This window comes from Pseudomonas sp. C2B4 (assembly GCF_013359695.1).
Classification (GTDB): domain Bacteria; phylum Pseudomonadota; class Gammaproteobacteria; order Pseudomonadales; family Pseudomonadaceae; genus Aquipseudomonas.
Genome location: NZ_JABFMU010000048.1, coordinates 1 through 14,181, shown reverse-complemented (window position 1 = coordinate 14,181; position 14,181 = coordinate 1). Strand labels below are relative to the sequence as shown.

Here is a 14,181-nt window from a genome sequence, read left to right as displayed (position 1 = left end):
CACCACCGCCGAAGTAGGTCTCCATCGGTGCTTCGAACAACGGCGTTTGCAGGCGCAGCCGCTCGACAAGGTCAGGGTTGCCAATGAAGGGTTTGCCAAAGGCCACCATGTCCGCGTGGTTCGAGGCCGTGGCATCCAGGGCTCGCTGCCGGTCGTAGCCGTTGTTGGCGATGTAGGCGCCCCCGAAGGCTTCGCGAAGGGCCTGTACGTCAAACAGTTCGGCGCCATTACCGCCGTGCAGTTGTCCTTCGACGATATGCAGATACGCGAGCCCCATTTCGCCGAGACGACGTGCCAGGTAGCTGTGTGTCTCCATCAAGTTGCTGTCCAGCGGCGTATCGCCAATCGCGGTGGACAGCGGCGACAGTCTCAGCCCCACGCGGTCTGCCCCCCAGATTTCGGCGACGGCTTCCACGACTTCCAGCGGGAAGCGGGCGCGGTTCTCAAGGGAGCCCCCGTAGCGGTCATCGCGATGATTGGTGCTGTCGCGCAAAAACTGCTCCAGCAGATAACCGTTGGCCGCGTGCACCTCGACACCGTCGAACCCGGCAGCCTTCGCCAGACGCGCCGCATGACGATAGTCCTCCAGGATGCCGGCGATTTCCTCGGTCGCCAGCGCACGCGGCATTGACGGAGGCTGGTTGCCGGCTTCGGTGAAGACGTTGCCGCCAGCCTGGATTGCTGAAGGTGCCACCGGTGCGGCGCCACCTTCCTGCAGGCTGACGTGGGACATGCGCCCCACGTGCCAGAGTTGCAGCACGATTCGACCACCGGCCGCATGCACGGCCTCCGTCACAGGCTTCCAGGCGTCCACATGTGCATCCGTGTAGATCCCGGGCGTGTACGCATAGCCTCGGCCCTGGCGGGAGATATTCGTGGCCTCGGTGATGATCAATCCCGCCGTGGCGCGCTGGGCGTAGTACTCGATGGCCAGGGGCGTCTGAACGCCGTCCATGCTGGCTCGGGAGCGGGTCAGCGGCGCCATGGCGATTCTGTTGCGCACGTCGATGGCGCCGAGGCGGGTAGGGGTGAAAAGGGTTTCGGAAGTCATGGCAGCTCCAGGTTCAATGCAGAGGGTTCTGGATGGTTGTGCCGGCCAGGGCCAGCGGCTCATCAGTGAGGCTCAGCATGCGCGCCGTGACGTCATTCATATAATTTATTAGTTGAATTTTAGTTATGTGGTTGGCGATATAACTTGTCAGCCAAGGGTAAGGCACACAGCAACAACGCCGATGGCGCAAGGGTGGGGTGGGCGCCACCCCATCTACATGAGTGGGGGAGTGAACTGGGGGTTGTCGGTAGGCTGTTGGCTGGAAACATTCGAGGGACATTGAATGACAGCGGCAAATGGATCACCCCAGGGAACACGCAGCAAAGCCCCCCGGCAAGTCGCCACACGCGTGGCCGGCATGCCTCAGATGCGTCGCGCGGATCGTCCCGATCGCGATGCCCGTGCGTTTCTGCGCATGCTTAACATGGCGACTCGCCTGCGCCCCGTCGAACACTATTCGCTGCGCGAATTGCGTGAAGTATGGCGCTTGACGTCGCAGGCCCTGAGCCAGGATGTCCCGGTCGCGACGGTCAGCGAGGCCGTTATCGAGGGGCCTGGCGGGCCGATCGAGCTGCGTATTTTCCGGCCGGACACTACCGATCAACCACTGCCGGCGTTCCTCTGGTGCCATGGCGGCGGGTTTGTGGTCGGTGGGCTGGATACCGCTGAATCGATTTGCCGCAGCACGGCACACAACGCCCACTGCATCAGCATTGCCGTGCGCTATCGACTGGCGCCGGAGCATGATTTGGCGGCGGGGCGCGAGGATTGCCTCGCGGCGCTGCAATGGATTGCCCAAAACGGCGCGATGCTGGGGATCGATACCACGCGGCTGGCCATCGGCGGTGACTCGGCCGGTGGCAACATTTGTGCTGCGGTGGTCCAGCAAGCATTGCGCGATGGCGGGCCCTCGCTCTGCCTGCAGGTACTGGCCTATCCGGCGACCGATCTGCTGCAGGAGTTTCCATCCCTGCTCGAGAATGCCGAAGGCTTCATGATCACGGATCAACTGCTGGCGCAGATCAAGCAGACCGTGGCCGGCTCGTTCGACGGGCTGGATCCGCAAGACCCCTGGCTGTCGCCGCGCCGGAGCAAAGATATGCGCGGCTTGCCACCCGCCGTGGTCATCAGTGCCGGTTTCGACCCTATCCGTGACGACGGGCTGGACTACACCACGCGCCTGCGTGCAGCGGGGGTGTCGGTGGAACTTCTGCACTATGCAGGGCAGTTCCATGGCTTCCTGAATTTCGACGCCGTCATCGGTGCTGGCCGCGATGCCTTGCAGCGCATCGGTGACGCGCTGGCCGCCGCTTTTCGCGCCGAATCCGCGCTGGATCGCACGATGGAGATTGCCGACGCAGCGCCCAGGCAGGCATCGAACCTGTGCGCGACCATGGGTGAACTGACGACCTCCAGCCTGATGACCTGGGTGGCGACCGAACGCTGGAGCGGCACGCTGTTGCGCCAGGTTTCGCCATTGTCCGCCCGCGCCGCCCACTGGGTGCTGCAACCCTTGTGCGTGCCCTTGACCCTGATGCGCCGCCGGCTGATCGCACGACTCGACCGGCGACTTGCTCGCCAGACCTATCCAGAGACGCAAATCTGATCCAGGAGTATTGCCGTGGGAATGCTTGATCCGTTCCAGATGTGGCGTGATGCCGTCAACCTGATCGAAGGCGAAGTGAATGCGTTCGCTGCTCGAAAAATGGAGTCGGCGGAGTTTGCCCAGGCTGCCAACCAGTTTTCCAAAGTGTCTGTCGGCATGCAGCATGTGTTCGAACGTTCGCTGGCCAGTGTCTTGCGACGCCTGGAGCTGCCCAGCCGCTCCGAACTGGACACGCTCGCCGCCTCCGTGCAGCGCATCGAAGACAAGCTCGATCAATTGCTCCCGGCGCCCGTCAGTCTTTCGGTGGCGCCTCGACCGTCACGCAGCCGTCGTCCGTCACCGCCATCGAACACCTCGCCAGTGGCGGCGAAATCGGTGAAAAGAGCATTGAAGCCAGCCGCCAGGCGTGCGCCCAAAGAGGATTGAATGATGGCAACCACTCACTCAGGCCAAAGGCATCTCCATTCCTTCGTGAACCGGTTACGCACCGAAGCCGATCGAATGATCAAGCGCCGCATCAAGGGCCTCGAATACCTGGGTTCGCCGGGACCCGCCATGGGCATGACACCCAAGACCTTGCTGCACCGGCGTGGCACGCTCAGCCTTTACCGGTACCACGCGACCTGCAAGGACGTGTACCGGGTGCCGTTGCTGTTGGTCATGGCGACCACCAACAAGGCTTACATCTTCGATCTGGCCAAGCGCCAGAGCCTGATCGAATTCCTGCTCGGGCGTGGCTACGACATCTATGTGATGGACTGGAATGCGCCGACCCAGGCGGAGCGGCACCTGCGGATCGAGGACTACGTCCTTGACTTCATTCCCGACTGTATCGCCCGGGTACAGGCCGACACCGGGGTCGAGGAGGTCACCCTCGCCGGTTATTGCATGGGTGGCGTGCTGTCGACGCTCTATGCGGCGCTGCATCCCGACGGCCCGTTGAAGAACCTGGTGTGCTTCACGACACCGGTCGACTGGTCGCAGATGAGCTGGTCCCAAGGCATCGCCAACCCGCGTTTTTTCGAGGTCGATCGGCTGGTCGATACGCTGGGCATCATCCCGGGCGACATGATCATGAAAGCGATAGACCTGCAACGTCCGGCCGGCCGCATCGCCGGACACCTGCGGCTATGGGACAACCTGTGGAACGACAGCTACGTCAGGAACCATCGGATGATGGTGGGCTGGGGTCACGATAACTTGCCGCTGGCGGGCGAGTACTACCGTCAGATCATCAAGGAGTTGTTGTGGAAGAACAGCCTGCATGAGGGCAGCTTGCACATTGCAAACCGGGCGATTGATCTGGCGAACATCAAGGTGCCCTTGCTGCATATGATCGCCGAGCACGACACCCTGGTTCCTCCGGCCTGCGCTCAACCCCTGGTGGCGCAAGTGGGGTCGCTGGACAAGCAGGAAATCATCCTGCCGGGTGGCCACGTCAGCCTGATCGCGGGACCCGCCGCGAAGAAGCGCATGTGGCCGGCGCTCGATGAGTGGCTGGGCCAGCGTTCCCTGTAACCGTCTTATCCCTCACAACCGATAACGTTCAAAAGAGGTGAAATGCAATGAACCTTGGTGCGATGTTGCGCGGGCAACGGATTTTGATCACGGGCGCCTCTTCGGGGCTTGGCAGCCATTTCGCCCGATTGGCGGCCAGTTGCGGCGCCCAGGTGGTGATCGGTGCACGCCGTACCTCGCGACTGGAGGCTTTGGCCGCTGAACTCCAGGCATTGGGCGCGGAGCAGGTGACGGTCATCGAACTGGACGTCGCCTCCCAATCCTCCGTCGCGCAGGCGGTCGCCGCGATTGCCGAAACGGGCAAACCGCTGGATGTGGTGGTCAACAATGCGGGAGTGGGGCACGAAGGGGCGGCGCTGACGCAGCCGCTCGATGAGTTCGACGACATCATCGCTACCAATCTGCGCGGTGTCTGGCTGGTGTCCACGGAAGTGGCACGGCGATGGAAAGCGCAAGGTCAGGCCGGGATCATCGTCAACATTGCCTCGATTCAGGGGGAGCGGGTGATGCCGGGCGTCGCCGCGTATTCGGCCTCCAAGGCTGCCGTCGTGCATTTGACCAAGAGCCTGGCGCTGGAGTGGGCCCGTCATGGCATTCGCGTCAATGCGATCGCACCGGGCTACATTTCTACCGAGATGACGGAAGCGGTGTGGGATACCCCGCAGGGGGCGGCGCTGATCAAACGCATCCCCATGCAGCGCCTCGGCACCGCGCAGGAACTGGATGGCGCGCTGTTGCTGCTGGCAACACAGGCATCGTCGTGGATGACGGGCTCGGTGATTACCGTGGACGGCGGGCATCTTGTCTCGAGCCTGTAAAGGCAAGCGTTGAAGCGGTGTCCACGCCGCCTCTTCACGCTGGACTTCCTTGATTGGTCGTTGAGAGAGGCGGCGTGAGAAACCGGAAAACAGAGTACCTCAGGCGCTATTTGATCTGCACGATGACCGGACCTTCCGTTACGATCGGCGGGTCCGCGTGGATATGTGATGCATTTTTCTGAATCCATTCCCGTGCGACTTTCAGGCTCGCATCGCTGCCGGCCTTGTCCGTGCAAACAGTCACCGCCGTACCACCATCGCCTGTGTTGAGCAGTGTGTAGCTGACGAGGCCAGGCACTGTCCGCAGGGTCGCTTCGACGTCGGCGTTGCGCTCTTCCATTAGCTTGAAAAGCTGCTTTGCTCCAGTACCCAGGTAGGTTCTTATCACGGCATACATGATTGTCTCCTTCGGGAGGACCGCGCGGACCCTGTCCAGGTCCGCTGAGGGCAGCGATCTCCCAGCTTTCAATTCGCCCGATTCATTAAGCTTAGCCACCCGCCGCACACTGGCGGAATGCAACGACCATCGGCGGTTTCAGGCTGATAGGCAGCCACTGACCCGTTGCGGGTTAGCGGCGATAGTAGCGATGATCGTTCTCGTAGCGGTGCCGCATGGCCCGATGATGATGGCGTTCCCAATCACGATGGCGTTCGGCTTCCCGGCGAGCCTGCTCTCTGCGCCACTGTTCCCTGCGCCAGTCGTCCCGGCGCCAATCGTCGCGACGATCGTGCCAGCGGCCGTCATGCCAGTAACGGTCGTCATGGGCCAGCAACGGCCCTGCCTGCGTGCCAGCCGTACTGGCCAAGGCCGGCCAAGGGTTGCCCGCGGACTGGACAGGCGTCTGAACGGCCGGGGCTTCAGGGGCAAAGACAGGCGTTGAAGTCTTCATCGGTGTGGCGGATGCCGAGCCCACTGCCGCGAACGCGAACAGGCCGAAGAGCACCATCCGTGGGACATGGAATTTCATGAGCGAAGACAACCTCTGATTGACAATTGGACGTGTGGCCATCTGGCTGGGTGACGCCTGCGAGGTCGCGCTTACCGAGCGAAAATGTGCCTATCCAGATAGACCGATAAATCGAGAAAAGTTCTAGGGCGCCGTTTGCCCGTGATGCATTGCGGGGGACGGTCGTACCCTCAAGGCAACCGTTCAATGGCAGAATCTCCTCAACTTGATCGTTTTGGAGAACACCATGCTTCGTGCGTTTGAACGAAGGCTCGACCCCTTTCCACCTGACGAGGTACCACCGCCACCCGACGGTCTGGCTCGCTTCCTGTGGGCCTGTACGCGGGGTGCTCGCGGTTACATCCTGGTGTTTGCGTTGCTCAGTGCCGGTGTGTCGATTTATGAAGCCTGGCTGTTTTCCTTCCTCGGGCAGGTCGTGGACCTGCTCTCGACCTGGCAGGCAGGCGGTGAAGCGGCCGAGCAGGAAACTCGCGTGTTGTGGGGCATGGGCATCATAATGGTGGCCAGTGTCGGGCTGGTGGCGTTGCGTACCATGGTGCAGCACCAGATATTGGCGATTAACTTGCCGTTGCGGCTGCGCTGGGACTTCCATCGCCTGATGCTGCGGCAAAGCCTTTCATTTTTTTCCGATGAGTTTTCCGGCCGGGTCACCACCAAGGTGATGCAGACGGCGCTGGCCGTGCGCGACATGCTGTTTACCCTGATCGAGATCGCACCCGGCATCGGGGTGTATTTCATCGCGATCATCGCGCTGGCCGGCGGCTTCGCTGCGAAACTGATGCTGCCTTTCGTTGCCTGGGTCCTGTTGTTCGGGCTGGCCATGTGGTACTTCGTGCCCCGCCTGGGGAAAGTCGGGCAGGAACAGGCCAATGCGCGGTCGATGATGACCGGGCGTATCTCGGACGCCTACACCAATATCACGACCGTGAAGCTGTTCTCCCACTCCAATCGTGAAGCGCACTTCGCCCGTGCGGCGATGGAGGATTTCAAGCAAACCGGCTTTCGCCAGATGCGCCTGGTCAGCCAGTTCGAGATCGTCAACCAGGCGTTGGTGGTGGCGTTGATCATGGCAGCCGGTGGCTATGCCCTGTGGTTATGGCACCAGGGAGAGGTCGGCGCCGGTGCCGTGGCGGCAATCACCGCCATGGCGTTGCGCATCAATGGCATGTCGCACTGGATCATGTGGCAAATGACCTCGCTGTTCGAGAGCATCGGCACCGTGCAGGATGGCATGGCAACCTTTACCCGCGGCCCAAAGGTGAAGGATGCGCCGGACGCGGGCGTCCTGGTGACCTCCGGCGGCGCGGTCACCTTCGATAAGGTGAGCTTCAACTACAACGGCGAACGCCAGGTGCTCGATGGCCTGAGCCTGAGCATCCGCCCGGGCGAAAAAATCGGCCTGGTGGGCCGCTCTGGCGCGGGCAAATCCACGCTGATCAACCTGCTGCTGCGCTTTTATGACGTCGACAGCGGGGAGATTCGCATCGACGGCCAGAACATCGCACACGTGACGCAAGACAGCCTGCGCGGCGCCATCGGCATGGTCACGCAGGACACCTCCCTGCTGCACCGTTCCATTCGCGACAACATCGCCTACGGCCGCCCCGAGGCGACCGACGCGCAAGTCCGCAGCGCGGCGGCCAGTGCCCAGGCCGATGAGTTCATCCGCCAACTGAGCGACCGGCAAGGCCATACCGGCTACGACACCCTGGTGGGAGAGCGGGGCATCAAGCTGTCGGGCGGCCAGCGTCAACGCGTCGCGATTGCCCGGGTGATGCTCAAGAACGCCCCGATCCTGCTGCTCGACGAGGCCACCAGTGCGCTGGATTCGGAAGTCGAAGTGGCCATCCAGGAAAGCCTCGATGAAATGATGCAGGGCAAGACCGTGATCGCCATCGCCCATCGACTGTCCACGATTGCGGCCATGGACCGGCTCATTGTCATGGATGACGGACGCATCATCGAACAGGGTACCCATAGCGAATTGCTCGGGAAAAACGGCGTCTATGCGCGGCTGTGGCAGCATCAAAGCGGCGGGTTCCTGGGGGAGGATCAGGGCGTGGTCGAGGCGATGGATCAGGCGTGAGCGTGATGGGTGTGTTCCATCGCAGCGGCGGTGGCGGGATTGATCAGCCGGATAAGGCGAGGCCGGCTGCGAAAAAAAGGCGCTCAGCTGACGCTGGCGCCTTGAAAGGAGTTTCGCCACCTGAGCCGCGCTTACCGGGACAAGCGCTACAGCAGGCAGGTGAATTATTCATCGATTACCGCCAGCCTTTCGGACAATTCACGTCAGGTATTTGATAGTTGATGACGCCGTTGCGGATTTCCGGGCTTGCCGACCAATTGTTTGCGCCATTCCCTGGGGCTCTGTCCGTACCAACGGTGGAACGCTCGGGTAAAAGCACTTTGGTCGCTGTAGCCGAGCAGGTCCGCCAACTGCGAAATCTTGATCGTCGAGTCTTGCAGGTAGTGACAAGCCATGGCCTGGCGAGCATCGGACAGTAAGTCCTGGAAGGTGAACCCTTCGAGTTCCAGTTGGCGCTGGAGCTTGCGCGTGCTCAGGCGCATGAACGCGGCGATGTACTCGATGTTGGCGCGGCCTTCGGGCATGAAGTTTCGAATCAGTTGCTGAACCAGCGCCGGCAATTCTTCGGCGGACATCTGCGTCAGGTGGTCGAGGTGCTTGCGAATCAGCCGGTGCAAGGCCGGGTCTGCCGACTCCAGCGGCGTATCGAGAGAACCGGCGTCGAACATCAGGCCGTTGTAGGTCGTATTGAAGCTGGGGACCATGCCGATGAGGCGACGGAATTGCCCGGGTTCGGCAACCGGCGTGTGCCTGAACAACATCGCCTGGGGTTGCCAGCGTTTGCCCAGCAACGTGCGCATCAACTGCACGCCCACACCCAGGGCCAGTTCCGAACCCTGACGGTAGCCGGGCATTGACGTGTCGGAGATGGTGTAGGACAGGATCGCGTGCTTGCCCTGTTCGTCGAGGGTGATTTTCGCGGCGCCGGAATGGATGTGGTAGTAGGCGGTCAGTCCGGTCAGCGCTTCGCGCACATCCCTGGCATTGCGAAACAGGTAGAGCAGGGGGCCGAAAATGCTCACGCCCTGGGCCAGGCCGAACTGCATGGCGAACAGGCGGTTCTGCGACTCCATTTCGCACAGCACCAGCAGGTCGAGCATTTTGCTGTAGGAAATCAGGCTGTCGGGAAGTTCTTCCAGATCCAGGGGCAAGCCGGCGCGTTTCAGCATTTTTTCCGGGTTTAGCCCCTGTTTCGACGAAAATTCAGAGAAGTTTGCCAGCCCCGCGGCACGGACGAAGTCGATCATTTTGAGCCCACTTATTGTTTTTGTTGGTCGTGCAAAGGCTGGAAAAACAGACGTCGGCTCCCCCTCGCTTTGTCGCGTATTGAAAGATTGCAGGCGTCAAATGTCAAATTTTCACTGGGCGCCTGATGCAGCATGTGGACTGATCCGATCGTGATCCGAAGCCAATCATCAGGAGAACAAGAAAATGGCGATGCCTCATCAAGTCCACGAACACAAAGACCTGTTGACCCTGAACACCAACGAGCTGCCGATGTACAAGGACGCCTTGCCGGGCGTGCCAGGCGTTGACGTGCAGCCGCTGTTTCTCGACCCAAGCGCCGGCATCTGGGTGCTGCGCGTGGTGTTCCAGCCGGGCGTAGTCCTGCCGCGTCACTATCACACCGGCACCGTGCACTTTTTCACCCTCACCGGCCGATGGAACTACGTCGAATATCCGGATCAGCCGCAGACGGCCGGCAGCTACCTGTTCGAGCCGGGCGGTTCGATCCATCAGTTCATGGTCCCGTCCACCAACACCGAGCCGACCGATACCGTCATGGTGGTCCACGGCGCCAATGTGAACTTCGACAGCGAAGGCAACTACCTCGGCCTGATGGATGCCAGCGACATCATGCATCTGTTCGATCACCTGGTGCGCGAGCGCGGCCTGGAACCTGCGAAGTACATCACGCCACGCGCCGCCGACTACACCACGCGCGCGCGATAACCCGCCAGGTCACCTGCCTTGGGCGGGTGACATTTCTCATCCGGTCATTCCCACCTGCACGGCATACAGCGCGTTTGGCGCCTGTGCGCGTGGGCCATTGCCCAAGGACATTTTATGACTGACGTCACGATGCCCACCGGTAGCGCGGGACAAACCCCCGAGGTGCCACGCTCCGTTTTCATCACCGGGGCCAGCGGTTTCATCGGCCGTGCCCTGGCTGCGCGCTACAAGGCGCTCGGCGCGCAAGTGCGCGGCATGGACCTGATTGCCGACCCGGCCAACGACATCGTGGCCGGTGACCTGACCCGGCCGTACAGTTGGGCGAATCACGCGGTTGGCTGTGAACTATTCATCAATACCGCCGCGGTGGTGTCGCTCGCCGCGTCCTGGAAGTTGTATCGCGACGTCTCGGTGCAAGGCGTGCGCAACTGCCTGGATGTCGCCATTGCCGGTGGCGCCAGGCGGTTCGTGCAGTTTTCCTCGATTGCGGCCCTCGGCTGGGACTATCAGGGCGAGGCCGATGAGCGCAGCGATGTGGTGATCGGCAATCACTACCGCTATGGCGTGGCCAAGGGTGCCAGCGAACATGTGGTGCTGGCGGCGCACGCGGCGGGGGAGATCGATTGCACCATCGTGCGACCGGGCGATGTCTATGGCCCCGGCTCGCGAGCCTGGCTCAGTGAGCCGATGAAGATGGCCAAGGCCGGTGCCCTGATTCTGCCCAATGGCGGCAAGGGCATCTTCACCCCGGTGTACATCGACGACCTGCTCGATGGCGTCATGTTGGCCGCCGGTCTGCCTCAAGCCATCGGCCAGATCTTCCATATCAGCGCCAGCCATGCCGTCAGCTGCAAGACGTTTTTCTCCAGCCACTGGCGTTGGGCCGGGCGCAACGGCACGCCACACACCTTGCCCTTGTGCGTGGCCGTGGCGATCACCCATGTGCTCTGGACTGTGAATCGCTTGCTCAAGAAGCAGGGCGAAGTCGCGCCGGACACCATGTACATGTTCGCCCGCAGAGGTGGCGTGTCCATCGCCAAGGCTCAACAGGTGCTCGGTTACCAACCCAAGGTCGATCTGGAGGAAGGCTTGCGCCGCTCCGAAGCCTGGCTGCGTGAAAGCGGTCAGATCGGCTGACGGCCAGGCCCAGGTTAATCCCACCCCAATAATGACAAGAGGGACGCCCCATGAAAGCGGTAGTGATGCGCGATAAACAACTGCTGGTCGACACACTCAAGGCACCGGTGCCTGCGGTCGGCGAAGTGCTGGTCAAGACCCTGGCCTGTGGCATCTGCGGCTCGGACCTGCACATGTTCCACCATTGCGAGCATGTGCTCGGCAACTTCAAGCGCAGCGGTATTCCGGTCGATTTCGACGCCGGTCAGGACGTGGTGTTCGGACACGAGTTCTGTGGCGAAATCCTCGACCACGGACCGGGCAGCGACAAAAAACTCAAGGTCGGCACGCGGGTGTGTTCGATGCCGTTCATCTTCAATCGCAACGGCTTTGAGCATGTCGGTTTTTCCAATGGCTATCCGGGCGGCTATGGCGAGCAGATGCTGCTTGCAGAAGGATTGCTGGTGCCGGTGCCGGGTGATTTACCGGCGCATCTCGCAGCGCTGACAGAGCCGATGTCCGTTGCCGTCCACGCGGTCAACCGGGCCCGACTTGAAGGTGATGAAGTGCCTATCGTGATCGGTTGCGGTCCGATTGGCCTGGCCATGATCGCCGTGCTCAAGTCCCGTGGCATCGGCCCTGTGGTGGCTTCGGACTTCTCGCCCAAACGTCGCGCACTGGCGGAAAAAATGGGCGCCGATGTGGTGGTCAATCCGACCGAGCAGTCCCCGTATCAGTCCTGGGTCGAGGTGGCGGCCCCGGCCGGCTACGACATCAAGGGCCCGCAGGCCATGTACGGTCTGGGGCCGCAGCCCAAGCCCTGCGTGATCTTCGAGTGCGTTGGCATTCCGGGTCTGATCCAGCACGTGTTGCAGAGCGCGCCGCCGCGCAGTCGCCTGATGGTGGTGGGCGTGTGCATGGAGTCGGACCGGATTGAACCGATGGTCGGCATCGCCAAGGAAATGAATATCAGCTTCGCCTATGGCTATAACGGCGAGGAATTTGCCCAGACCTTGTACGACCTGGCCGAGCAGAAGTTCGACGCGTCGCCGCTGATCACCTCTACGGTCGGGCTCGATGGCGTGGCCGAGGCGTTCGCGGCCCTGAGCAAACCTGATGAACAAGCCAAGGTGATGATCACGTTCGAATGACCCGCAAGGGTCGTTCACAGCACGTAATTGCGGGAAGCAAACATGATGAAATTCAAGATCTGTAAGGGCCTGCTGTGGCCCCTGATGGCGGCTGTGTCACTCATCGTGACGAGCGCTTCGGTGGCGGCGGCCGACAAGAAACCCAACATCCTGGTGATCTGGGGCGACGACATCGGCTGGCAGAACGTCAGTGCCTACGGCATGGGCACCATGGGTTACACCACGCCGAGCATCGACAGCATCGGCGCCGAAGGCATTCGTTTCACCGATCATTACGGGCAACCGTCCTGTACGGCGGGGCGCGCCGCGTTCATCACCGGCCAGTATCCGATTCGTTCCGGGATGACCACGGTCGGTCAACCGGGTGACAAGCTCGGCTTGCAGGCGGCTTCACCGAGCCTGGCCGAGGTGCTGAAGAAGGCCGGCTACGCCACCGGCCAGTTTGGCAAGAACCACCTCGGCGATCGCAACGAGCATTTGCCCACGGTCCACGGTTTCGATGAATTCTTCGGCAACCTGTACCACCTCAACACTCAGGAAGAATCCGAGCAGCGTGATTTCCAGAATTTCGCCAAGGCCTATTCCGGGAGCCTTGAAGCCTATGAGGGCAAGTTCGGTACCCGGGGCGTCCTGCATTCCTATGCCAGCAATACCGATGACGCCACGCAAGACCCGCGCTTCGGCCGGGTCGGCAAACAGACCATCGAGGACACAGGCCCGCTGACCCAGAAGCGCATGGAAATGTTCGATGAAGAGGAGGTCGCGACCAAGGCCATGGGCTTCATGAAGCAAGCCAAGGCTGCGGACAAACCGTTCTTCGTCTGGATGAACACCTCGCGCATGCACCTCTACACGCGCCTCAATGACAAATGGCGCTATGCCGCCGAGAAGTACAGCTCCGAAGGCGACCTGTATGGCTCCGGCATGCTGCAGCACGATCATGACGTCGGCCAGATTCTCGATTTCCTCAAGGAAAACGGTCTGGATGAGAACACCATCGTCTGGTACTCCACCGACAACGGCCCCGAGCATTCCTCCTGGCCGCACGGTGGGACGACACCGTTTCGCAGCGAGAAAATGTCCACCTACGAGGGCGGCGTGCGGGTCATCTCGATGCTGCGTTGGCCAGGTGTGATCAAGCCTGGCCAGGTGCTCAACGGTATCCAGGCGCACATGGACATGTTCACCAGCCTGGCGGCCGCGGCTGGCGTCAAAGATGTCGCTGCCGACATCAAGCAGGAGAAAAAGCAGTACATCGACGGGGTCAACAACCTGCCTTACTGGAAGGGCGAAGCCAAGGACTCGGCACGCAACAGCCTCTTTTACTATTACGAAAGCAAGTTGACCGCCGTCCGTCTCGGCCCCTGGAAATTCCACCTGTCGACCAAGGAAGACTATTACGCCAACCTGGTGCCGCGCACCGTGCCACTGGTGTTCAACCTGCGCATGGACCCGTTCGAGAGCTACGACAACAAGGATTCTTACGGGCATCTGCTGCAAAAGGTCTCGTGGCTGATTCAACCCGTGGGCGAGATCATCGGGGCGCACTTGAAGACCCTCGCCGAGTACCCGCCGGTGCAAGGTGGAAAAAGCTACGACATGTCGAATCTGGTGCAGGATTTCCTCAATCGCGCCAAACAATAAACCAGGCTGAAAACTGTGGGAGTGGGCTTGCTCGCGAAGGCTTTGTGTCAGGCGACGTGTATTTTGAGGGTGTACATATCCATTCCTGCGGTAACGGCTGCTGGCGGTTTCGCTCTTATAGCGATTCACTTGGAAAAGCCTGTAGGAGCGAGCTCTGCTCGCGAAAAACGTCCAGACAACGCGGGCATCCAGACAGCCCGCGTTATCGTTGACGTCCATCGCGAGCAGGCTGAACTGGCCTAATGATTTTGGACACTTCAATCGGGCGCT

Annotated in this window: 13 protein-coding genes; 9 read left to right on the top strand and 4 right to left on the bottom strand. The window is 61.3% G+C overall.

Features of this window, described 5'->3' with window-relative positions:
* Nucleotides 1-1,051 (bottom strand): alkene reductase (locus HNQ83_RS23810; RefSeq protein WP_175391203.1); only part of this gene is annotated, 1,051 nt, incomplete at its 3' end.
* 358 nt (nt 1,052-1,409) lie between these two features.
* Between HNQ83_RS23810 and HNQ83_RS23805 the strand changes: the two genes are divergently transcribed.
* The 4 genes from HNQ83_RS23805 to HNQ83_RS23790 all read left to right on the top strand — a co-directional run bounded on the left by HNQ83_RS23805 (nt 1,410) and on the right by HNQ83_RS23790 (nt 4,993).
* On the top strand, nt 1,410-2,657 hold the full coding sequence (locus HNQ83_RS23805; protein WP_175391202.1) for an alpha/beta hydrolase: 1,248 nt from the start codon (nt 1,410-1,412) through the stop codon (nt 2,655-2,657).
* A 15-nt stretch (nt 2,658-2,672) separates the two neighbouring features.
* Nucleotides 2,673-3,083 (top strand): hypothetical protein, encoded by a 411-nt coding sequence (locus tag HNQ83_RS23800; protein WP_175391201.1) that lies wholly within the window; start codon nt 2,673-2,675, stop codon nt 3,081-3,083.
* Between the two features lie 75 nt (nt 3,084-3,158).
* On the top strand, nt 3,159-4,175 hold the full coding sequence (locus HNQ83_RS23795) for an alpha/beta fold hydrolase (RefSeq protein WP_175391200.1): 1,017 nt from the start codon (nt 3,159-3,161) through the stop codon (nt 4,173-4,175).
* A gap of 47 nt (nt 4,176-4,222) precedes the next feature.
* Complete coding sequence (locus tag HNQ83_RS23790; RefSeq protein WP_175391199.1) at nt 4,223-4,993, top strand: SDR family NAD(P)-dependent oxidoreductase; 771 nt, start codon at nt 4,223-4,225, stop codon at nt 4,991-4,993.
* A 106-nt stretch (nt 4,994-5,099) separates the two neighbouring features.
* Here HNQ83_RS23790 and HNQ83_RS23785 read toward each other — a convergent pair whose 3' ends face one another.
* Together HNQ83_RS23785 and HNQ83_RS23780 are read right to left on the bottom strand one after the other, a co-directional pair.
* Nucleotides 5,100-5,390 carry a hypothetical protein gene (locus HNQ83_RS23785; RefSeq protein ID WP_175391198.1) on the bottom strand — a complete coding sequence of 97 codons (291 nt, stop codon included), beginning with the start codon at nt 5,388-5,390 and terminating at the stop codon, nt 5,100-5,102.
* Between the two features lie 172 nt (nt 5,391-5,562).
* On the bottom strand, nt 5,563-5,961 hold the full coding sequence (locus HNQ83_RS23780; RefSeq protein WP_175391197.1) for a hypothetical protein: 399 nt from the start codon (nt 5,959-5,961) through the stop codon (nt 5,563-5,565).
* A 226-nt stretch (nt 5,962-6,187) separates the two neighbouring features.
* On the opposite strand from HNQ83_RS23780, the gene HNQ83_RS23775 reads away from it, so the two are divergent.
* Nucleotides 6,188-8,047: an ABC transporter ATP-binding protein gene (locus HNQ83_RS23775; RefSeq protein ID WP_175391196.1), complete on the top strand. Its 1,860-nt coding sequence runs from the start codon at nt 6,188-6,190 to the stop codon at nt 8,045-8,047.
* Nucleotides 8,048-8,250: 203 nt separating this feature from the next.
* On the opposite strand, the gene HNQ83_RS23770 is transcribed toward HNQ83_RS23775, so the two are convergent.
* Nucleotides 8,251-9,294, bottom strand: a complete 1,044-nt coding sequence (locus tag HNQ83_RS23770; protein ID WP_175391195.1) for an AraC family transcriptional regulator — start codon at nt 9,292-9,294, stop codon at nt 8,251-8,253.
* A 184-nt stretch (nt 9,295-9,478) separates the two neighbouring features.
* Between HNQ83_RS23770 and HNQ83_RS23765 the strand changes: the two genes are divergently transcribed.
* The 4 genes from HNQ83_RS23765 (at nt 9,479) to HNQ83_RS23750 (ending at nt 13,911) form a co-directional block, all read left to right on the top strand.
* Nucleotides 9,479-10,000 carry a 2,4'-dihydroxyacetophenone dioxygenase family protein gene (locus tag HNQ83_RS23765; RefSeq protein WP_175391194.1) on the top strand — a complete coding sequence of 174 codons (522 nt, stop codon included), beginning with the start codon at nt 9,479-9,481 and terminating at the stop codon, nt 9,998-10,000.
* A gap of 114 nt (nt 10,001-10,114) precedes the next feature.
* Nucleotides 10,115-11,137 carry an NAD(P)-dependent oxidoreductase gene (locus HNQ83_RS23760; RefSeq protein WP_218585553.1) on the top strand — a complete coding sequence of 341 codons (1,023 nt, stop codon included), beginning with the start codon at nt 10,115-10,117 and terminating at the stop codon, nt 11,135-11,137.
* Nucleotides 11,138-11,187: 50 nt separating this feature from the next.
* The gene (locus HNQ83_RS23755) at nt 11,188-12,267 is read left to right on the top strand and encodes a zinc-binding dehydrogenase (RefSeq protein WP_175391193.1); all 1,080 of its coding nucleotides are present in this window, start codon (nt 11,188-11,190) and stop codon (nt 12,265-12,267) included.
* A 42-nt stretch (nt 12,268-12,309) separates the two neighbouring features.
* Entirely contained in the window at nt 12,310-13,911 is a 1,602-nt protein-coding gene (locus HNQ83_RS23750) for an arylsulfatase (RefSeq protein WP_256669154.1), read from the top strand.
* Nucleotides 13,912-14,181: the final 270 nt, after the last annotated feature.

Excerpts from the sequence above, each read along its gene's own strand:
- HNQ83_RS23750 (WP_256669154.1), top strand. The coding sequence starts at position 12,310 with ATGATGAAATTCAAGATCTGTAAGGGCCTGCTGTGGCCCCTGATGGCG.
- HNQ83_RS23775 (WP_175391196.1), top strand. The coding sequence starts at position 6,188 with ATGCTTCGTGCGTTTGAACGAAGGCTCGACCCCTTTCCACCTGACGAG.
- HNQ83_RS23780 (WP_175391197.1), bottom strand. The coding sequence starts at position 5,961 with ATGAAATTCCATGTCCCACGGATGGTGCTCTTCGGCCTGTTCGCGTTC.
- HNQ83_RS23765 (WP_175391194.1), top strand. The coding sequence starts at position 9,479 with ATGGCGATGCCTCATCAAGTCCACGAACACAAAGACCTGTTGACCCTG.
- HNQ83_RS23785 (WP_175391198.1), bottom strand. The coding sequence starts at position 5,390 with ATGTATGCCGTGATAAGAACCTACCTGGGTACTGGAGCAAAGCAGCTT.
- HNQ83_RS23760 (WP_218585553.1), top strand. The coding sequence starts at position 10,115 with ATGACTGACGTCACGATGCCCACCGGTAGCGCGGGACAAACCCCCGAG.
- HNQ83_RS23805 (WP_175391202.1), top strand. The coding sequence starts at position 1,410 with ATGCCTCAGATGCGTCGCGCGGATCGTCCCGATCGCGATGCCCGTGCG.
- HNQ83_RS23755 (WP_175391193.1), top strand. The coding sequence starts at position 11,188 with ATGAAAGCGGTAGTGATGCGCGATAAACAACTGCTGGTCGACACACTC.
- HNQ83_RS23770 (WP_175391195.1), bottom strand. The coding sequence starts at position 9,294 with ATGATCGACTTCGTCCGTGCCGCGGGGCTGGCAAACTTCTCTGAATTT.
- HNQ83_RS23790 (WP_175391199.1), top strand. The coding sequence starts at position 4,223 with ATGAACCTTGGTGCGATGTTGCGCGGGCAACGGATTTTGATCACGGGC.
- HNQ83_RS23795 (WP_175391200.1), top strand. The coding sequence starts at position 3,159 with ATGATCAAGCGCCGCATCAAGGGCCTCGAATACCTGGGTTCGCCGGGA.